General features: G+C 56.4%; 16 protein-coding genes. 8 read left to right on the top strand and 8 right to left on the bottom strand.

All coding sequences use genetic code 11. The features are described 5' to 3' along the window. Positions 1 to 109 precede the first annotated feature (109 nt). A complete protein-coding gene (gene priA, locus ACSHSR_RS19440) occupies positions 110 to 2305 on the top strand; it encodes a primosomal protein N' (RefSeq protein ID WP_109247240.1) in 2196 nt (731 codons plus the stop codon). A gap of 54 nt (positions 2306 to 2359) precedes the next feature. On the opposite strand, the gene ACSHSR_RS19445 is transcribed toward priA, so the two are convergent. Next, positions 2360 to 3037 carry a DedA family protein gene (locus ACSHSR_RS19445; protein WP_479631053.1) on the bottom strand — a complete coding sequence of 226 codons (678 nt, stop codon included), beginning with the start codon at positions 3035 to 3037 and terminating at the stop codon, positions 2360 to 2362. 281 nt (positions 3038 to 3318) lie between these two features. On the opposite strand from ACSHSR_RS19445, the gene argS reads away from it, so the two are divergent. The 5 genes from argS to ACSHSR_RS19470 all read left to right on the top strand — a co-directional run bounded on the left by argS (position 3319) and on the right by ACSHSR_RS19470 (position 8401). After that, the gene (gene argS, locus ACSHSR_RS19450; RefSeq protein ID WP_071237106.1) at positions 3319 to 5064 is read left to right on the top strand and encodes an arginine--tRNA ligase; all 1746 of its coding nucleotides are present in this window, start codon (positions 3319 to 3321) and stop codon (positions 5062 to 5064) included. 3 nt (positions 5065 to 5067) lie between these two features. Further along, a complete protein-coding gene (locus tag ACSHSR_RS19455) occupies positions 5068 to 5637 on the top strand; it encodes an SPOR domain-containing protein (RefSeq protein ID WP_101060253.1) in 570 nt (189 codons plus the stop codon). Between the two features lie 224 nt (positions 5638 to 5861). Beyond that, positions 5862 to 6386, top strand: coding sequence for an ATP-dependent protease subunit HslV (gene hslV / locus ACSHSR_RS19460; protein WP_025009255.1), 525 nt, complete (start codon positions 5862 to 5864; stop codon positions 6384 to 6386). A 21-nt stretch (positions 6387 to 6407) separates the two neighbouring features. Next, positions 6408 to 7733: an HslU--HslV peptidase ATPase subunit gene (gene hslU, locus ACSHSR_RS19465; RefSeq protein ID WP_025886805.1), complete on the top strand. Its 1326-nt coding sequence runs from the start codon at positions 6408 to 6410 to the stop codon at positions 7731 to 7733. Positions 7734 to 7828: 95 nt separating this feature from the next. Further along, positions 7829 to 8401 (top strand): nucleoside triphosphate pyrophosphohydrolase family protein, encoded by a 573-nt coding sequence (locus tag ACSHSR_RS19470; RefSeq protein ID WP_045283201.1) that lies wholly within the window; start codon positions 7829 to 7831, stop codon positions 8399 to 8401. Here ACSHSR_RS19470 and torT read toward each other — a convergent pair. From torT to uvrD, 5 genes are all read right to left on the bottom strand, one after another. Next, positions 8385 to 9407 carry a TMAO reductase system periplasmic protein TorT gene (gene torT, locus ACSHSR_RS19475; protein ID WP_044733576.1) on the bottom strand — a complete coding sequence of 341 codons (1023 nt, stop codon included), beginning with the start codon at positions 9405 to 9407 and terminating at the stop codon, positions 8385 to 8387. The two genes, ACSHSR_RS19470 and torT, sit on opposite strands and share 17 nt — an antisense overlap. Before the next feature lie 155 nt (positions 9408 to 9562). Beyond that, positions 9563 to 9991: a hypothetical protein gene (locus tag ACSHSR_RS19480; RefSeq protein WP_025009251.1), complete on the bottom strand. Its 429-nt coding sequence runs from the start codon at positions 9989 to 9991 to the stop codon at positions 9563 to 9565. A 139-nt stretch (positions 9992 to 10130) separates the two neighbouring features. Then, positions 10131 to 11171 carry an NAD(P)H-dependent flavin oxidoreductase gene (locus tag ACSHSR_RS19485; RefSeq protein ID WP_044733575.1) on the bottom strand — a complete coding sequence of 347 codons (1041 nt, stop codon included), beginning with the start codon at positions 11169 to 11171 and terminating at the stop codon, positions 10131 to 10133. A 149-nt stretch (positions 11172 to 11320) separates the two neighbouring features. Continuing rightward, the gene (gene ubiA, locus ACSHSR_RS19490) at positions 11321 to 12181 is read right to left on the bottom strand and encodes a 4-hydroxybenzoate octaprenyltransferase (RefSeq protein ID WP_028779581.1); all 861 of its coding nucleotides are present in this window, start codon (positions 12179 to 12181) and stop codon (positions 11321 to 11323) included. Between the two features lie 102 nt (positions 12182 to 12283). Continuing rightward, on the bottom strand, positions 12284 to 14449 hold the full coding sequence (gene uvrD / locus ACSHSR_RS19495; RefSeq protein ID WP_096142078.1) for a DNA helicase II: 2166 nt from the start codon (positions 14447 to 14449) through the stop codon (positions 12284 to 12286). Positions 14450 to 14788: 339 nt separating this feature from the next. Here uvrD and ACSHSR_RS19500 point away from each other — a divergent pair, with 339 nt between their 5' ends. Continuing rightward, positions 14789 to 16432, top strand: a complete 1644-nt coding sequence (locus tag ACSHSR_RS19500) for a methyl-accepting chemotaxis protein (RefSeq protein ID WP_025886800.1) — start codon at positions 14789 to 14791, stop codon at positions 16430 to 16432. 74 nt (positions 16433 to 16506) lie between these two features. Further along, positions 16507 to 16731 (top strand): hypothetical protein, encoded by a 225-nt coding sequence (locus tag ACSHSR_RS19505; RefSeq protein WP_144128757.1) that lies wholly within the window; start codon positions 16507 to 16509, stop codon positions 16729 to 16731. A 56-nt stretch (positions 16732 to 16787) separates the two neighbouring features. Here ACSHSR_RS19505 and ACSHSR_RS19510 read toward each other — a convergent pair whose 3' ends face one another. Then, on the bottom strand, positions 16788 to 17591 hold the full coding sequence (locus tag ACSHSR_RS19510; RefSeq protein ID WP_129979442.1) for an SDR family oxidoreductase: 804 nt from the start codon (positions 17589 to 17591) through the stop codon (positions 16788 to 16790). A 26-nt stretch (positions 17592 to 17617) separates the two neighbouring features. Further along, a complete protein-coding gene (locus ACSHSR_RS19515) occupies positions 17618 to 20215 on the bottom strand; it encodes a putative bifunctional diguanylate cyclase/phosphodiesterase (protein WP_109247328.1) in 2598 nt (865 codons plus the stop codon). Positions 20216 to 20299 lie beyond the last annotated feature (84 nt).

Here is a 20299-nt window from a genome sequence, read left to right on the forward strand (position 1 = left end):
TTCAAGCTGCGGTTTTTGCGGCTTTTTGTTTCCGGGACTGGTTCTCTCATTCTAGCCTGAGTAAACTGACGGGCAACATGTGCCGTGATTATTTGCGAAAACTCTGACTATGCCGCAGTTTGTAGAAGTTGCCCTTCCCGTTCCCATGCGGCAGAACTTCAGTTACCTGATGCCCAAAGCCTGCCCCTGGCCACTCGAGCCGGGAATGCGGGTGCGCGTGCCCTTTGGCCGCCAGCAACTCATAGGCCTGGTGACAGGCCTGAGTGATGAGTGCGAACTCGAGCCCAAACAACTCAAGCCGGTATATCAAGTGCTGGACAGCGCGCCTTTGCTGCCACCGGCGCTGTACCAACTGACCCTTTGGGCCGCCAGATACTATTTCTGCAGCCAGGGGCAGATGTTGACCCAGGCCCTGCCGGTGGCGCTGCGCAAGGGTGCCGATGCCGCACCGGAGAAAATCAGTTATCTGTGTCTGACCAGTGCGGGCCAGGAGGCCACACTGGAGTCGCTGAAACGCGCTCCCGCCCAACGCAAACTGCTGCAACAGCTCAAACAGGGGGAACTGACCACTGAAGAGGTCAATGCGCTGGAGCTGAGCAAGAGTGCCATCAAGGGGCTGCTGGACAAGGGCTGGGCCGAGCAACGAGAGCGGTCAGTCAGTGCCAATCTTGAATGGCGGCAAAAGCTTGAACTGGGGGAAGAACCTCACAGGCTCAACCCGGAGCAAGCCGTGGCGGTCGCCAGCCTCAATGCCCAAAGCGGCTATCAGTGCAGCTTGCTTGAAGGGATCACAGGCTCAGGCAAGACAGAGGTCTATCTGGCGGTACTGGAAACCATACTCAAGGCTGGCAAGCAGGCGCTGATCCTGGTGCCGGAAATCGGCCTGACGCCGCAAACCATCAACAGATTCAAACGCAGATTCAAAGTCACGGTTGCCGTGATCCATTCCGGCCTGACCGACAAGCAGCGCCTCGACGCCTGGCGCCTGGCCCGCAGTGGCGAGGCGGCTATCATAATCGGCACCCGCTCGGCGCTGTTCACTCCCATGGCCTGGCCCGGGATCATCATTCTCGATGAGGAACACGACAGCAGTTTCAAACAGCAGGAAGGCGTGGGTTATCACGCCCGGGATCTGGCCGTCATGCGCGGCCATCTGGAGCAGGTTCCTGTACTGCTGGGCAGCGCGACACCGTCGCTGGAGAGCCTGCAAAACGCCCTCAGCGGCCGCTATCAACATCTGCAATTGGGAGAGCGGGCAGGCAATGCCCTCAAGGTGCGCCAGGGACTGATAGATATCCGCAACCAACCACTGCAGGCGGGCATGTCACAAGCGCTGCTGAACGAGATGCGCCTGCATCTGCAGGCCGGCAACCAGGTGTTGCTGTTTCTCAATCGCCGCGGCTTTGCCCCTGCCCTGCTGTGCCACGAATGTGGCCATCTGCACGAGTGCGATCGCTGTGATGCGTTTTTCACCCTGCACCAATCCCTCGGCGAAATTCGCTGCCACCACTGCGGCAACCAGTATGCAATTCCACGCCAGTGCCACAACTGCGGCAGCACCATGTTGCAGGGTCAGGGTATAGGCACGGAGCAATTGGAGGCGGCGCTCAGCAAGGAGTTTCCCGAGTATCCCGTGGTGCGAATCGACCGGGATACCACCAGCCGCAAAGGCTCGCTGGAACAGCACTTAAGCGCCATTCATCGCGGCGAATACAAGATATTGGTAGGCACCCAGATGCTGGCCAAGGGACATCACTTTCCCGATGTCACCCTAGTGGGGCTGCTCGATGTAGATGGCGCCCTGTTCAGCGCGGACTTTCGGGCCCCTGAGCGCTTCGGCCAGCTCTATACCCAGGTGGCCGGTCGCGCCGGCCGCGCCAGCAAGCCGGGCACTGTGCTGCTACAGACCCATCAGAGCGACAACCCTTTGCTCAGGGATCTGATGCACAGAGGCTATGGCGAGTTTGCCCGCAGCCAGCTCAATGAACGCCAGCAGGCACTGTTGCCACCGGCCTGGCATATGGTACTGATCCGCGCCGAATCCCACCGCGCCGAGGATGCCGATGCCTTTCTGGCAGCCTTCGCCGCCATGTTACCCATGGACAAGGATTTTGAAGTGATAGGCCCGCTGCCGGCGCCGCTGGATCGCAAGGCCGGCAAGTATCGGCGCCAGTTGTTGGCTCAGGCCAAAGACAGACGCAGGCTGCAACAGGTGTTTGAACAGCTGTTGCTCCAGGCCGAACAACTGCCCGAGGCCAAGCGCTGCCGCTGGAGTCTGGATCGAGATCCTCAGGATCTGCTGTAACTGATAAGAGTCCGCAGGATCTGCTGTAACTCCCTTGAACGGCTTTAATCCGGCTCAGAATTGACCGTGAGGCCCCTGCTTGTCCTGCGGCTTGCGCAGTAGCTTATAGGTCAGCCAACTGCCGAGCGCCAATACCAGAGTAATCACCGGCGCCGCCATCAACGCCATGGTCAACAGCTTGCTGATCCGCTCCGGCAGAAACGGCATCATATAGCCCAGCGATACCAACAGCCCCACCCAGAAGAAGGCGCTCAGGGCCGCAAAAAAATAGAAGGTCTTGATACAGGCCATGCGCACGCCCATCACCAAAGGCAGCAGCGAACGCACCAGCGGCAGGAAACGGGCACAGAAAAGCGCCACCAGCCCATGACGCCCAAGGAGTTTATCCACTGCCGCCAGGCTGTCGGGCGGCACCTTGTAGACCCAGCCCTGCACCCTGGGCAGACGATTGAGCAGCCGCCCCTGAACAAATGCCAAATAGCTGCCGCCTGCGGCCGCCACAAACAGCAACAGATACACCAGCAAGGGGTTAAGGATCCCCATGGCCGCCAGGGTACCTGAAAGAATGACCACACTGTCGCAAGGCAAGGGGGCCGCCGGCAGCAAGGCGCTCTCCAGAAAGATAAAGCTGAAGATGCAAACATAGATACTCAGGGCGATACCCGGAGCATGCAGCGCGGCAAAATCCTGCTGCCAAATAGCCTGTAACACTGTGGTGATGGAGTCCAGCATCTATATCTCCATTGAAACTATCGGCACGCGCCGATGGGGAAATCTTGGATCCGAGAAGGATCGGAGAGACATCATACTCCCCCAAAATGAAGATCAGCGATTCTTAAACAAAGATTCATCCATAATAGTGATCTTAAAAGGCACCCGGCTGCGGCAAACCCAAGCAACAACAAAATTTGCTGATAAAACCGTACAGGTGATAGCAATGTTACCGCCGAAAGCGCTAGAATGTGCGGTTATTCCCCTTTTAACCTTTATCAGTCAGTGTCGATAAAACGCCAATGAAATCACATATCCAATCTTTGCTTGAACAGACAGTAGCCACTTTGAAACAACAGGGGCTGATCCCCGAAGAGACTGCGCCAAGGATTCAGGTAGACCGAACCAAGGATAAGAGTCACGGCGATCTGGCCACCAACCTGGCCATGATGCTGACCAAAGCTGCCGGCAAGCCGCCTCGGGAGCTGGCACAACTGATCATCGACAACCTGCCGGCCTCCGGCCATGTGGCCAAGGTAGAGATAGCCGGCCCCGGCTTTATCAACTTCTTTATTGATGACAATGCCCTGGCCAAACAGCTGCAGGCGGCACTGGCCGACGAGCATCTGGGTATAAACCTGCCCAAGTCGCAAACCGTGGTAGTGGACTACTCCTCCCCTAACCTCGCCAAAGAGATGCATGTGGGCCACCTGCGCTCCACCATCATTGGCGACAGCGTTGTCCGGGCGCTGGAGTTTCTCGGTCACAAGGTGATCCGCCAAAACCACGTCGGTGACTGGGGTACCCAGTTCGGCATGTTGCTGGCCTATATGGAAGAGCTGCGGGCACAAAATGGTGAAAACGCCAACCTGGAGCTGTCGGATCTGGAAAGCTTCTATCGCGCTGCCAAACTGCGTTTCGACGAGTCGGCCGAGTTTGCCACCCGCGCCCGTCAACTGGTGGTCGAGCTGCAATCCGGTGACGAGTACTGCAACAAGCTGTGGCGTGAATTCAACGATATCTCTCTGAGCCACTGCCATGAAGTGTATCAGCGCCTGGGCGTCAGCCTGACCCGAGCCGATGTCCATGGTGAAAGCGCTTACAACGACGATCTGGAACAGGTGGTCAAAGATCTGGATGCCCAAGGCTTGCTGTCTGAAAGTAACGGTGCCAAGGTGGTATTCCAGGAAGAATTCCGTAACAAAGACGGTGAAGCCCTGCCGGTGATCATTCAGAAGGCCGATGGCGGCTATCTCTATGCCACCACAGACCTGGCGGCCATGCGCTATCGCTCGGGTACCCTGCATGCCGATCGTGCCCTCTACTTCGTGGATCTGCGCCAGGCACTGCATTTCCAGCAAGTGTTCAGCCTGGCCCGCACCGCAGGTTTTGTACGCCCGGAAATGACACTGGAACACATGGGCTTTGGCACCATGAACGGTGAAGACGGCCGCCCATTCAAGACCCGCAGCGGCGGCGTGGTGAAACTGGTGGACCTGCTCGATGAAGCCAATGTCAGGGCGCTGGAGCTGGTACGCAGCAAGAACCCCGACATGGACGAAGACACCCTGGCCGAAATTGCCCGGGTAGTGGGCATCGCCTCGGTGAAATACGCCGATCTGTCGAAGAACCGCGCCAGCGACTATATCTTCAGCTTCGATCAGATGCTGAGCTTTGAAGGCAACACAGCGCCATACCTGCTGTACGCCTACACCCGGGTTGCCGGGATCTTCAAGCGGGCCGAAGGTGTGGATTTGAGCAATGCCGTTATCGCTCTGGAACACGACAAGGAAAAAGAGCTGGGCAATAAGCTGGCCCAATTCGGTGAAATCCTTGCCCGTATGGTCGACAAGGGCCAACCCCATGTGCTTTGTGGTTATCTGTTTGAACTGGCCGGTGCCTTCTCCAGCTTTTACGAAGCCTGCCCTGTGCTGGCGGCCGATAACGAAACCCAGAAGCACAGCCGTCTGCTGCTGTCTCAGTTGACCGCCAAGACCCTCAAGCAGGGCCTGTCACTACTGGGTATCGAGACCCTGGAGCGCATGTAATCCATGGGACGCGATTACGCCAATAGCAAACCCAAGCCCCGCAAGCCTGCCAAGCGGGGCGCTCGCAAGCAACCGCAGCCCAAGCAAGGCTTTCCTGTGCTGTTGCTTGTGGTGGTAGTGGCCGTGGTGGCCGGCTTTGGCTATTTCCTCTGGAGCCTGAAGAGCAGCGCCCCCGAGGCCGAAGTGGTTCAACCTCAGCCACAGACTAAGCCGGTGCCCCAGAAGAAAGACCCCAACGCCCTGCCGCCCAAGCCCAAAGAGGAGTGGACCTACCTCAAGGAGCTGGAAAACAAACAGGTAGAAGTGGATCTGCCGGAAGAGAGCAACAAGCCATCTCGCCCTTATCAGATGCAGTGCGGTTCCTTCCGGGTGCAGTCCCAGGCCGACGAGATGAAAGCCGTGATCGCCTTCCAGGGGCTAGAAGCCCAGGTGCGCAAGGTGCAAGGCACCAGCGGTGTCTGGTACAAGGTGGTACTCGGCCCCTACGACAGCAAGCGCGATGCCGAGCGGCAGCGCCACGTGCTGCAAAGAGCCGGTCTCAACGGCTGTATGATCTGGTTCTGGGAAGAATAAACTCCTCTCAATTTAAAGGCTGCAAACAATGAGATTTGCAGCCTTTTTGTTTTTCAGCACGAAAGCCTCTGCCGGGCACTTGATATTCCCGCCCCCAACCCCATATAGAAAACTATCACCTCATTAGTTGGCCTTGCTGTGCCCCCAATGGGCCGTTTCATGCAGCAGACCCTGGGGATTTGACCCATGACGGACGCGCCGTCCGCCCGAGAAGAGGATCTATCGTGACCACTATCGTATCTGTACGCCGTAATAATCAGGTTGTTGTCGCCGGCGACGGCCAAGTGTCTCTGGGCAACACTGTGATGAAAGGCAATGCCCGCAAAGTACGCCGCCTGTACCACAATAAGGTACTGGCCGGTTTTGCCGGTGGCACCGCCGATGCCTTTACCCTGTTTGAACGCTTCGAGGCCAAACTGGAGATGCATCAGGGGCATTTGATGAAGTCGGCGGTCGAACTGGCCAAAGACTGGCGCAGCGACAGAGCCTTGAGAAAACTCGAAGCCATGTTGGTAGTGGCCGATCATGAAAGCTCACTGATCATCACTGGTAACGGCGATGTGGTGCAGCCGGAGCATGATCTTATCGCCATAGGCTCTGGTGGCAACTATGCCCAGGCCGCGGCGTTGGCGCTGCTGGAAAACACCGAACTGGGTGCCCGTGATATTGCCGAGAAGTCGCTGACCATAGCCGGTGATATCTGCGTATTTACCAACCAGTTCAAGACAATAGAAGAACTGAATTACTGATCCCGAGCGTGAGGAAGCATTATGTCTGAAATGACACCCCGCGAAATCGTCCACGAACTGGACGCGCACATCATAGGCCAACAGAAGGCCAAACGCTCTGTCGCAGTAGCCCTGCGTAACCGCTGGCGCCGCATGCAGCTGGATGCCGGCTTGCGCCAGGAAGTGACCCCGAAGAATATTCTGATGATAGGCCCAACCGGTGTCGGTAAGACAGAGATCGCCCGCCGTCTGGCCAAGCTGGCCAATGCGCCTTTCATCAAGGTTGAAGCGACCAAGTTCACCGAAGTGGGCTATGTGGGTAAGGAAGTAGAGCAGATCATCCGCGATCTCACCGACGCCGCGGTCAAACTGACCCGCGAGCAGCAGATGAAGAAGTGCCGCACCCTCGCCGAAGAAGCCGCCGAGGAGCGGGTTCTCGATGCCCTGCTGCCCAAGCCAAAGAGTGAATGGGATCAGGAAACCGAGGACAAGTCCCACACCCGCCAGGTGTTCCGCAAGAAACTGCGTGAAGGCCAGTTGGACGACAAAGAGATCGAAATCGATGTCTCAGCGCCGCAAATTGGCGTCGAAATCATGTCGCCTCCCGGCATGGAAGAGATGACCAACCAGCTGCAGAGCCTGTTCCAGAACATGGGTCAGGGACAGAGCAAGCGCAAGAAACTCAAGATCAAGGATGCCTACAAGCAGCTGGTCGAAGAGGAAGCCGCCAAGCTGGTCAACCAGGAAGATCTCAAAGAGCAGGCCATTGAGCTGGTCGAGCAACACGGCATAGTGTTCCTCGATGAGATAGACAAAATCTGTAAGCGCGGCGAAACCTCAGGCCCGGACGTGTCCCGCGAAGGGGTACAGCGTGATCTATTGCCTCTGGTGGAAGGCTGCACAGTCAACACCAAGCACGGCATGGTGAAGACAGACCACATTCTGTTTATCGCCTCCGGCGCCTTCCAGATGAGTAAGCCATCGGATCTGATCCCCGAGCTGCAGGGCCGTCTGCCGATTCGGGTCGAGCTGGATGCCCTGACCGCCTCTGACTTCAAACGGATCCTCACCGAGCCCCACGCCTCGCTCACCGAGCAGTATGTGGCCTTGATGGGCACCGAAGGAGTCAGCATCGAATTTACCGAGTCCGGTATCGAGCGTATTGCCCAGGCCGCCTGGCAAGTCAACGAGCGTACCGAAAACATCGGCGCCCGTCGTCTGCACACTGTGATGGAGCGGCTGATGGAAGACATCTCTTTCGAGGCCAGTGACAAGTCCGGCAGCAAGTTTGTTATCGATGCCGAATATGTCGATGCTCACCTGGACAACCTGGTTCAGGATGAAGATTTGAGTCGCTTCATTCTCTGATTTTCACCTCAAAAAGCCTCCTTCGGGAGGCTTTTTTGCCTTCGGCGCGCGCATTCTTTATCATCCTCTCCTTTGCCCAAGCTGGAACCCAAGCTATGAAACTGACTCTGCTGACTCAAGAGCTGTACAGCAAGCTCTACCGTGATATTCAGGAATTTCGCGCCACTTTCGACCTCCCGGTCAACTCTCCTGACACCCTGGATGCCAAGGCAGACACACTGCACACCTCACTTATCAGCGAAGAGCTGACCGAACTGGCCGAGGCAGGCGATAAAGTTGAACAGGCCGACGCCATAGTCGACAGCGTGTATGTGTTGATGGGCCGCTTGGTACACTTGGGCTGCACCCAAGTCGGAGAGCGACTGGAGATCAGCTACCTGATAGATCTGCTGCTGCAGGTTGCCGCCAACAAGGCTATCGACTTTGAGCCCTGCTGGGATGAGGTACATGCCAGCAACATGAGCAAGGTATGCCGCAATGAGCAGGAACTGGCGGATACTGTGGCTCACTATGCCAAGCAAGGAGTGGAAATTGTCGGCAGCCGTCAGGGCGATTTCCTGATAGCCAAGTGCGCCAAGGATGTGGAAATGACCGGCAAGACAGTGCGCCAAGGCAAAGTGCTCAAGTCTGTCTATTATCGTCCGGCCAACCTCAAGGGTCTGGTTTAGCCCCCTCGAGTTTGCTCAGCTCCCTGTAGGTCATCCATTGTCCTTCAGGGGGCAAGGTCTGACTCATGTCCAGCTCAGAGATGTTTTGCGGGGTGACTACCCGGATCTCCGGGCTGACCCGCCCAGGCACTTTTTCGCCCTGCAGCAGCCTCACCGCCAAATCAACCGAAATTCTCGCCTGCAGTACAGGTGAGTCTGTCACTGTTGCCATCAACTTGCCCTGCTCAACCAAGGCCATGGTTTGCGGATTACTGTAAAATGCCAACACCCGCCCGGGAAACATTCTGGCCGCCACAGTGGCCGCCACCGCATTGCCCAGTAGATAATCGGCCTGAAAGCGCCGGGTCAGCGCCCGCACCAAGTCGGCCTGCACAAAGGTTTCAGTGACACCATAGCCGCCTTCAATCAGCTCGACTTGGGAACCGCTAAGCCCTTGTTTTAGCCCCAGCTCGGCATCCATCACCCAAGCCGCTCCCGAAGGGCCGGGAAACCAGGCCAGGCTGAAATCCTGTCTGCCACTGGCGGCAAACAGATATTGCACCGCGGCTTGAGTCATATCGACAAAAGACACCAACGAGCGACTGTCTACCTGATTGCTGTTAATGCCATTGACCAGATCCACAACTTTGGCGTCCTTGGCCCTGAGCCTCGGCAACTCAGCGTTGAAAAGCTCCGCCGAGACGGCCGCCAGAATATAACCTTGGGCGCCGCGGGCCTCGCATTCATCTAGCTGGCGCAGTTGCCGCTCCGCCTCAGTGTAGCCACCGGCATCATAAATACCTATCTCGACGCCCAGCCTGTCCGCTTCCTCGGCCAAGCCCCAGGCAACACCCCACCAGTAATGATCTTTACCATGGGGCAAAAGGGCGCAGAGGCGCCAGGCTTTGTTGGCCCGCACCAGCGGCTTATACAATTGCGCTTCACCATCGGCACGCACCTTAACTGGATACCAGGTTGCCGTGGCAGGAAAAACCAGCAGCAATAAACTGCAGAGGAGATATTTCATCTTTTATTCCCGAGAGTCACTCTATTAACCTTATACCAATCGCCATAAAGTGGTGCCTTGATCGCGCATTCGACTGACTCGGGACGACAGAGAAGCAGAATTCAGCTACAAAAAAAGCAGACCTCCTGGTCTGCTTTGTCAGTGAGTTAAAGTGGTTAGAACTTCACTAGAGTCCCTTTCAGTGCCACCCCGGCCATGATGGCACCGGCGCCACACTCATATTCAGTCTCGCTGGCAAACTCACGCTTCTTGTAATAGGACTGGATATTGACCACAGCGTCCATCCCCTCACGCTCGGCGCGCTCCTGCAACGCCTTTAGCGCACTCAACATCACCCACTCACAGGCTTCGCGATCCGACTTGCCAAAGGCATTGGTCTTTTTATTGGTGATCACCTCACCATAGCTCTTGCTGATCTCCGGGTGAGCCTGAGTGGCAAAATACAGTGGCACATCGTAAAGGGCTTCTTTGGCCTTCTCGGTCTGCAGCAGCTCCTGCACCGGATACTGGGCTATGGTGTCGCGGGCCGCGGCGTTGGCACTGACCATCAGGGCCAGCAGCGCCAGAGCAAGTGATTTTTTCATCTATATCTCCCTATTGCGGCTCCACGCCGCAGTCAAAGCTTTGATTGCAGTCCATCTAAAGATAGGGTCACTCCGCCGGTTGCAGGAGTGACTAATTCGCAATGATACAGGCAGTTACATACACTAGACCAGAAAAAGCTCAAGCCCTGATAAAGGCCGCCATCAACTCACGTGTCAAGTCGGCGGCGGGAATTTCCCGACATCCCTCCGGATTCTGACCACACCAGAGCGGGCTGAAATCACTGCAGTCGCGTGCTTCTGCCGCGGCGCGCAGCGGCGCAATGGCATTGGCCGCCAAGGGGAAATCCGGCGCTTGCCCCAAAGGCCCCAACTCACGCATCAAACGGGTCATTATGCCTCTGGCCGGACGGCCACTGTAGAGATTGGTCAGCGCCGTATGGCGATTCATTTGCGGATCTTTCAGCGCTTGGCGATGCAATTCACTGATCTCGGCCTCCGGGCACAAGAGATAGGCCGTACCCACCTGCACCCCGGCCGCTCCCAAAGCCATGGCCGCCTGCACTCCGGCGGCGTCGGCAATACCACCGGCGGCAATCACGGGCACCTTCACCGCCTGTACCAGGCGCGGTAGCAGGGCAAAGGTACCACTGTGCTCGGTCAAATCATCACTGAGGAAATGGCCTCTGTGACCACCGGCTTCCAGGCCCTGAGCTATGATGGCATCCACGCCTCTGGATTCGAGCCACTTGGCCTCGGCGACGCTGGTTGCCGAGGCAATCACCTTGGTGCCCCAGCTCTTGACCCTGAGCATCAGTTCGGTGGAGGGAAGCCCGAAATGAAAACTCACCACTTCGGGACGAAAGGGTTCTATAACCGCGGCAACCTCGGCATCGAAGGGACGCCGCTCGGCGCCACCGCCGAGATCTTCGACCTCGAATTCACGGTAATAGGGCGCCAGTTGCTGCAGCCAGGCATGCAAACGCTCGACTTGTTCCTCGGGTGGCTTATGGCAGAAGAAGTTGAGGTTTACCGGCCGGTCACTCTGGCGCCTGAAGCTCTCTAGCGCCAGCTTGAGTTTGTCATGGGATAACATGGCGCAGGGAATAGAACCGAGCGCACCGGCGGAAGCGACGGCCAATGCCAGCGGCACGCCCTGGGCGCCGGCCATGGGGGCTTGAATAAGCGGCAATTCAATACCAAAGAGTTGTTCTATCAACATACCAAGACTCCTTCTTGCTTCAGTCCTCAGCGGCGCTATTCCCGCTGCTTGGTTCAATCATCCGGCTGTTCAGACTAACGGTTGGCGGTTGTTTGCGCCAGCAAAAACGCCGCGATAATCGCGGCGTTGACAGTCAAACTCAATGTCATTCAGAGCAGGTAATCCATCCCCAAGGCGACAAACAAGGCCATACCCGCCCAGTTGTTGTTGAGAAATGCCTTGAAGCAGGGAGCCCGCTGCCGGTCGTAAATCAGCCTCTGCTGATAAAGCCCAAAGCCGATAAAGGCCAGCAGCCCCACCAGATAGAGGGCACCTCGCTCGGCCACATAACCTGCAGTCATAAAGCAGGCCAGCGCTGCCAGCTGAAACAGGCCGATGATCTGCCTGTCGTAACGGCCGAACAGAATGGCGGTGGACTTGATCCCCACCTTGAGGTCATCGTCCCTGTCCACCATGGCATACATGGTGTCGTAGGCGACAGTCCAGAACCAGTTGGCGGCAAACAGCCACCAGGCTTCGACAGGCACTTCACCTGTCTGGGCGGCATAGGCCATGGGAATCGACCAACTCCAGACTATGCCGAGGAACATCTGCGGCATATTGGTGTAGCGCTTGGTGAAGGGATAGATAATGGTCAGCAGCATGCCGACAAGGGAGAGTTTAACCACCAGAGGGTTGAGCAACAGTACCAAACCAAAGGCAAACAGTCCCATGACCACAAACAGGCCCAGCGCTTCTTTGACCGTGACCTCGCCACTGGCCAAGGGCCTGGACCTGGTGCGCTCGACATAGGTATCCAGCTCGCGGTCGGCATAGTCGTTGATGATGCAGCCACAGGCACGCATCACAAACACACCTACGATAAAGATGATCAGCACCTTGAGATCCGGTAAGCCCCCGGCCGCCAGCCACAGCGCCATTAAACAGGGCCACAGCAGCAGAAAAGTTCCTATGGGTCTGTCCAGACGCGACAGACGGGCATAGACATCAATTTTTTCCCTCAAGTTCATCGGTAGGCTCTCCAACACATCTCAGCCTTAAATTTGCCAAGCATTATGACTCAGCAACAGTGTGATTGACACCGCAAAACACGAATTTTCCTACCCGGGCTGTCAACAAGCAGTTAACTTGGCGTAGGCCACCACCAACCACTTGCTGCCGAAGTCATCGAAATTCACCTGCACCCTGGCCTGTGCTCCCTGGCCTTCAAAATTGGTCACTATCCCCTCACCGAATTTGGGGTGCAGCACCCGTTGGCCAACATTGAAGCCCGTGTCGTTGAAGCTGCTTTGCGACTTGCTGAACCTGTTATTGGCCATGGGAGTTGCCACCTGCGCCTTGAGACGGATCTCCTGCAGGTACTGAGGCGGGATCTCCTTGATAAAGCGCGACGGCCGTGAGTAGTTTTCACGGCCATAGATGCGGCGTGACTCGGCATAGGTGATATACAGCTGCTGCATGGCGCGGGTCATGCCCACGTAACACAGGCGCCGCTCTTCTTCCAAACGATCGCCCTCTTCCAGCGACAACTGGCTGGGGAACAGCCCTTCTTCAACACCGGCCATAAACACCAGCGGGAACTCCAGTCCCTTGGCCGAGTGCAGCGTCATCAACTGCACCGCATCTGTGTGGGCATCGGCCTGGCCTTCTCCCGCTTCCAGCGCCGCATGGGACAGGAAGGCATTCAACTCACCCATGTCCACCAGCTCTTCCGGCACTTCGAAGGTGCGCGCCGCGGTGACCAGTTCCTCGAGGTTTTCCACTCTGGCCTGAGCCTTTTCGCCCTTTTCCTGCTCATACATGGCCTTGAGCCCGGAGTCCTGGATCACTATATCCGCCTGGCGATAGAGGGGCAGCTCTTCGGTATCGCTGCGCAGCTGCACTATCAAGTCCATAAAGCTGCGCACCGCATTGGCGGCGCGGCCGGCCAAGACCTTCTCCTCCAACAAACGGACGCAGGCTTGCCACAGGGTCAATTGCTGCTGCCGGGCCGTGGTTCTGAGAATATCCAGGGTGCGATCGCCTATGCCTCTGGCGGGAGTGTTGACCACCCGCTCGAAGGCGGCGTCATCGTCGCGGTTGGCAATCAGACGCAGGTATCCCATGGCATCCTTGATCTCCTGACGCTCGAAGAAGCGCAAGCCGCCATAGATGCGATAGGCCAGCCCCTTGTGTAGCAAGGCCTCTTCCAATACCCGTGATTGAGCATTACTGCGATAGAGGATGGCGCAGTCACAGAGACTGCCACCCTTGTCCTGCCAGTCGCCAATGCGGCCTATGATGAAGCGGGCTTCATCCATCTCATTGAAGGCACAGTAAACTGAGATCGGCTCACCATCGACATCTTCGGTCCACAGCTGTTTACCCAGCCGATCCGGGTTGTTGGCGATAAGTTCGTTGGAGGCCTTGAGAATATTGCCGCTGGAGCGATAGTTTTGCTCCAAGCGAATAGTTTCGGCATTGGGAAAATCCTGTAAAAACTTGTGCAGGTTTTCCACTTGGGCGCCACGCCAGCCATAGATGGACTGGTCATCGTCGCCCACTATCATCACATTGGCGCTTTTGCCTGCCAATACTCTGATCCAGGCATATTGAATGGCGTTGGTGTCCTGAAACTCATCCACCAGAATATTGCGGAACCTGTCCTGATAGTGGGCCAGAATATGTTCCTTGTTGAGAAACAGCTCGTGAGCCCGCAAGAGTATCTCGGCAAAGTCTACCAGCCCGGCGCGGTCACAGGATTCCTGATACACCTGATAGATTTGCACCAGTTTCTGCTCCATGGGGAAGAGGCCGCCATCCAGATGTTTCGGCCTTAGCCCTTCATCCTTCTTGCCGTTGATATAGCCGGCCACCATCCGCGGCGGATACTGTTTCTCATCCAGATTCAGGCTCTTGAGGATGCGCTTGAGCAAGCGGAGCTGATCATCCGAGTCGAGGATCTGAAAATTTTGCGGCAGGCCGGCATCCTGCCAGTGAGTGCGCAGCAGACGATGGGCCAGACCATGGAAGGTACCGATCCACATGCGGCCCATATGGTTGCCGACTATCTTCTCCACCCGTTCCCGCATCTCGGCGGCCGCCTTATTGGTAAAGGTCACCGCCATAATGGAGTATGGGCTCTGGTTTTCCACCTGCAGCAGCCAGGCAATCCTGTGAGTCAGTACCCGGGTCTTGCCGCTGCCGGCACCGGCGAGCACCAGCATGCTGGATTGAGGTGCGGCTACCGCCTCACGCTGCTTGTCATTCAGGCCATCCAATAAAGAAGATACGTCCATTCGCGCCTCCACAAAAACGAGCGCGCATTATAGCAGGAAAGACCCATAGCTCCTACGTGCCTTGGCAGGCTACTGACTGAACTGGACTCAGATGCAGTGGGCACAGCAGAGTCGGCTCCATCTGTATTCCTCCTGCTTTGACCACAAACAAGACACTGCATTTAGCATTGATATTAAATCATTACTAAATAATGACTTAACAATATAAACAATCGAAAATACTAAAAATTAAAACAATTACCTATTAAATTGCCACAACTCACAGTTTACATCCGGACAAACACCTAGGATCTTGAAACATTCACTATATATTTCATACATTTGTTTTGGAGCCGGGTTGTGAACCAAGCCATCTTTTCCAATCTTTCTTTGCGCAAGTTGTTGATCACCTTGTTTGCCGCGCTGCTGGCGCTGTTTTGCCTGTCATTGGGCACCATTGCCTATCACCTGCAGGAGGTGAAAAGCCAAATAAGCCTGCTGGAGCGGGAGTACCACAGCAATGATCAGGCTGCCTCTTTGCTGCAACTGGTATCCGGCCTCAGACGGGAACAGCTGGGATACAGCTTGAGACGGGTACTGAATGCCCCCATGAGTGAGGAGTCACGTCAATACCTGCAGGATCAGACCCTGGCAATCAACTCGGCGCTGGCGCAACTGAAACAGGGTGCCGGGCAAGATACCCTGGTGCAATTGCACAAGCTGGATGCACCACTGCAGGCCTTTATGGGGCTGCATAAACAATTTTTGGATCGAGACAGCAGCGACCTGCCGGAAAACACCGCCAACATGCTGACCTCCATGGAGTCGTGGCATATTTACAACAATGTCGAGACCGAACTCAAAGCCTTGATGGAACTGGAAACCAATAAGGTCAGCTCTGCCAGAAGCGCCAGTGAACAGGCAATTCAATCCCTCAGCAGCAGTCTGGTCATCGTCTTCTGCCTCTTTGTGACTCTGGCATTGGGAGCCGGCTGGTTCCTGCTGCGGCGAATTTTTATCCCCCTTGGCGCCACAACACAAGTGCTGGAGCAGATAGCCTCTGGCGATCTCGCAACCGAAATTCCGATGGAAAAATTCAGCAGCAGCGAGTTCAAACACCTGGCCGAAACCCTGGGACAGATGCGTAACACTCTGCATGAGATGATTTCCCAGATAGGCGCGGCCTCGGTGCAACTGGCCGCCGCCGTGGAAGAGATGACTACAGTCGCCGCCGAAGCCGCCGAAGAGATGCAGCAACAGCGCTCTGAGGTCGATCAGGTGGCTACCGCCATGACAGAGCTGCAGAGTTCGATTGCCGATATCTCCCGCAACACCACCCAAACCGCCGATCAAGCCAACCAAGGGGTGCTGGCCACCACAGAGGGCCAACAAGTGGTGCTGCAAACACTGGATACCATTCAAAGCTCGGATGCGGAAATCACCGCCGCCAGCGAAGTGATAGGCCAGTTGCAAAAAGACTCAGATTCCATTGCCATGGTGCTGGAAGTGATCGCCCAAATAACAGAGCAGACCAATTTATTGGCCCTCAACGCCGCCATCGAAGCCGCCCGGGCCGGTGAGGCAGGAAGAGGCTTTGCCGTGGTGGCCGATGAAGTGCGCACACTCGCCAGCCGTACCCAAAGCTCGGCGCTGGAAATCAAAGGCACCATAGAACAGCTGCAGCAAAGAGCTCTGCACGCCAACGAAGTGATGCAAAAGAGCCGCGAGCGGATGCAGGGCAGTGTTCGCTGCGCCAATGAGGCCAGCGATGCGATTGAAAGGATCAGTGCTGCGATCGGCATCATCAACGACATGGCGATTCAGGTGGCCAGTGCCACCGAGCAGCAAACAGCGGTTACCGGTGAGTTGGGGGTCAACATCACCAATATCAGTGATGCCGCCTCCAAGGTGTCCATGGGGACGGGGCATGTGTCTCAATCCAGCCAAGAGCTGAGTCAGTTGGCCCACAACCTGGCGCATTTGATCAGCCGTTTCCGCACCTAAAATGAGATCTTCGTCACACTCATGCGGCCACGACGGCCGCATGATAATACCATTCCAACTTGGAGAGACTGACTATGGGATATTCAATCAAAGACTTGGTATATAACGGTGAAACTCACGGGGTGCACAACTGGTCGACACTGGAAGGCAGCCAGTTTTACTGGCATCCGGATTGGCTGCATATCGCCGAGGATATAACCGGCCACAAGGCAACGGCCTATATTCAGGCCAAAGCCGCCAAGGCCAGCCATGAGGAGGCGAAGGCCACCATAGTCCAGCACCTCAACGACAAAAAGTAATCTCTTAATCTCTGGAACACCTAAGCCTCCCTCACGGAGGCTTATTTATTCTTGGGCTAGTGCCCGGACGCTATTGCCTTACGGGCAAGATTATCCACCCAGGCTGGAGCGATAAGGCGGACAAAACGCCCCAGACGACCACGCCAGGAGGTAATCAACATTCGCCCCCGCCCGGCTATGACCGGCAGCATCATCTGCGCGCATTCTTCGGCGGTCATGATCTTGCTCTCTGCCATGGGAGAAGTTCCGAGCGGTTTACCCTCTCCATCCAGCGCCCGCCGGTGGATCTCGGAGACCACAAAGTCAGGACATATCACAGTCACAGCAACATTGTCCTCGGCCAACTCGATTCGCAGTGAATCAAAAAAGCCCACGACAGCATGTTTGGAGGCGGCATAACCACTGCGGGTTGGCACCCCGGTCAAACCGGCCACGGAAGCCACCACCACCACTTGTCCTTGGGAAGCCTTCAGATGCGGCAGTGCTGCATGGGTCAGCCAGGCCGGTCCCAAATAATTAACCCGCATCAGCTGTTCGAGGATGTCCAGCTGCTTGAGCTCATCGAAACGGCTCCACATGGTCATGCCGGCATTGTTGATCAGTATATCCAGCCGGCCGAAGCGTTCGATCACCGTGGCTATCAAGGCTTCACAGTCCTGTTGTCGCCCGATATCACTACAAACCACCAACGGCGCACCGCCGACCGACTCGACCTCCATCGCCAGGGTACGCAACCTGGATTCATTGCGGGCACTGAGCACCAGTTGTCCGCCAAGCGGCGCCAGTGCCAGAGCGAGCGCCCGCCCAATACCTTCCGAGGCGCCGGTAATCACTATGACCTTATCAGCAAGTCCTTCCATCTGCAGTCCATTGTCAGTCGAAGTTATCAGGCTAAGCTCGCATACTCCTCCTGCAAGTGCAATCCCTGCTGCCGGCGCTCATGGCGCTTCTCCCATTGTAAAAACTGCTCCAGAGGTTTGGGACGCCCTATGGCGTACCCCTGGGCATAGTCGACCCCTATCTCCAGCAGCTTATCCATGATCTCCTGGTTTTCGACAAACTCAGCCACTGTCTCTATGCCCATGACCCGGCACACATCGTGAATCGATTTGACTATCGCATAGTCCCTGGCATTGGTCGCCAGATGCCGGACAAAGCAGCCATCTATCTTCACATAATCCACCGGCAGCTCCCGCAGGTAGCCGTATGAGGCAAAGCCACTGCCAAAGTCGTCCAGAGCAAAGGCAAATCCCAAGCGGCGCAATTGGTTGAGCATCTCCATCGCCCGGGTTCGGTTCTGAATAGCACTGGTCTCTGTAATCTCAAAGCAGACACAGGAGCTGGGAATGCCATAGCGCCCCTGCATCTCGGCGATGTAATCCAGCATACCTTCACTGCCCAGGCTGTTTCCCGAAAGGTTGATGGAGATACAGATCTCCGGCCATAGCTGAGGATGCTCGGATAGCCAGAGGAACGCCTTGCGGATCACTTCCCTATCGACTTCCGGCATCAACTTGAAACGCTCCGCCGCCGCAATAAACTGTGCCGGAGGCAGAATACGACCACTGTTGTCGCGGATCCGCAGCAAGATCTCCAGCCTTTGACGGCGACAGCAGCCGTTGAGTCCTTTAATCGGCTGGAAATAGAGCAGCAGCTCTTTATCCTCTATGGCTCTGGCAATACGCACAGCCCACTTGGGGGCATTGCGTTCATTGGCCAGTTCTTTGTTGCGATCATCGAAGAAGTGAATTTGACTACTGCCCTTGCGCTTGGCCGCCAGACAAGCGATATCGGCATCCTTGAGCAGCTCGGCGGGCGCAGAGCAAGGGCCTCTATGGAAGGCCACGCCACAGCTGACCCCGACTCGGTAATGGGCGCCGCCACAGGGCAAGATCTGCAGACAAACCTGCCTCACCACCTGCTTTAAGAACCTGGCAACTTCCAGAGCACTGCGGTTACGGATAGCCAAGCCAAATTCATCACCACCGAGTCTGGCCAACATCTCGTCACCCTGCAGACAGGACTCTATGGCTCTGGCAACCATGACCAGCATCTGATCGCCGGCGTCATGGCCGCAGTTGTCATTGATAAGCTTGAACTGCTCCAGATCCAGATAACAGAGTGCCAGGGTCTCGGCGCCTTCGGCGTATCCCGGCAGCCGCTCTTCAAAGGCGCTGCGGTTGTAAAGTCCGGTAATACCATCGACACTGGCCTTCAACCTCAGTTGCTGTTTGAGGGTTTCCTCCTGGGTAATGTCCCGCAGCACAGTCACCACGCCTATCACCTGGCCCTTGTGATTGCAGAGGTTGCTGACCGCCCGCTCCATGATTCTCGGCTGCTGCATCTGCAGAGTGACCTTGCTGTATTCGGGAACCCGGCTGCCGCTGGACATAAAGTTGAGCAGTTCTTCGTCCAGTTGATTATCGCTCTTGAGCAGGGTATCCAGAGTCCGCCCCAAAGCCTGTTGACTGCGCAGCCCGAGCAGGGATTCCGCCTGAGGATTGAGATAGATCACCCTGGCCTTATTGTTGGTGAGGATCACGGCTTCGGCAATGGATTCCAGGGTGATTCGGGAACGCTCTTTCTGCTGAAAAATCCGCAGCAACAGGTTGTTGATCCTGTCGGCCAACACCTTGAACTCGGCGCCGCCGCTGCCGCTGACATGGGTATAGCGTCTGGCGCTGGGATCTATCTCCTTCAGCTCTGTCATCAAACGGTCGAAAGGTTTCAGCAAGCCGCGTCGCAGCCAGAGATAACCGGCGGCCACCATCAGCATGCCGCCTAGCAACAGCAGCATGACAACCAACAGGCTTTGCCATTCCAGCCGCTCGAAGGCGTCTCTTTGTTGTTTAACCTGCAGCGCCAGCACAGGCCCAATAAGGGTGGGCACTTGGATTTGACTGGCCAGCTTAAGATGTTGCCCCGGGCTCACCTGCTGTTGCAGCGGTGCCAGCGCCACGGAATGGATAAGGTCAGCCTGTCCCAGGCTCTGCAGGTGCGCAGGGGTCAGTAAACGAGTGACTATCAGAGCCTCGTCATCATCGAAACGATAGAACCCCAGCTGCAAAGGTTGCTCATTGACTATCACGGCGCCAAAGGCTTCCTTGTCCAGGGTGGAGAAGAGTCCGGCTGGAGGGATTATCTGCCCGGACACCCGGGTCTTGCCGTCTGCCAGCGCCGTCACCTTACCCTGATGCAGATGAAACAAACTGATATTGGAAGACTGCAACCCCTCCAGCCAACCTTTCAGCAGCGACTCGCCCGGCGTTTGAAGAATGGGAACATAGAGGCGCGCCAGTTGTAACAGGCGCCGGGACTCACGGGTAAACTGCTGCTCAATTCCGACATACTCATGCTCCAGCGTTTGCTGCCGGAACTGACCCAGACTGTATTCAAACCAAAAATTCAAACTGTAGGCGACTGCAAGCAGGGCAGGAATACAAAACCCCAGGATAAATACGCCTATTTTTTTGCCAATGTGCATCTTAAACCACGGCTGATTGTTACCGGATACCAAGAATGGCCGGACTCCGGCAGGCAACATACCTCATTTAACGTCCGGTTAAAA

The organism is Shewanella sp. VK101, from assembly GCF_056497865.1.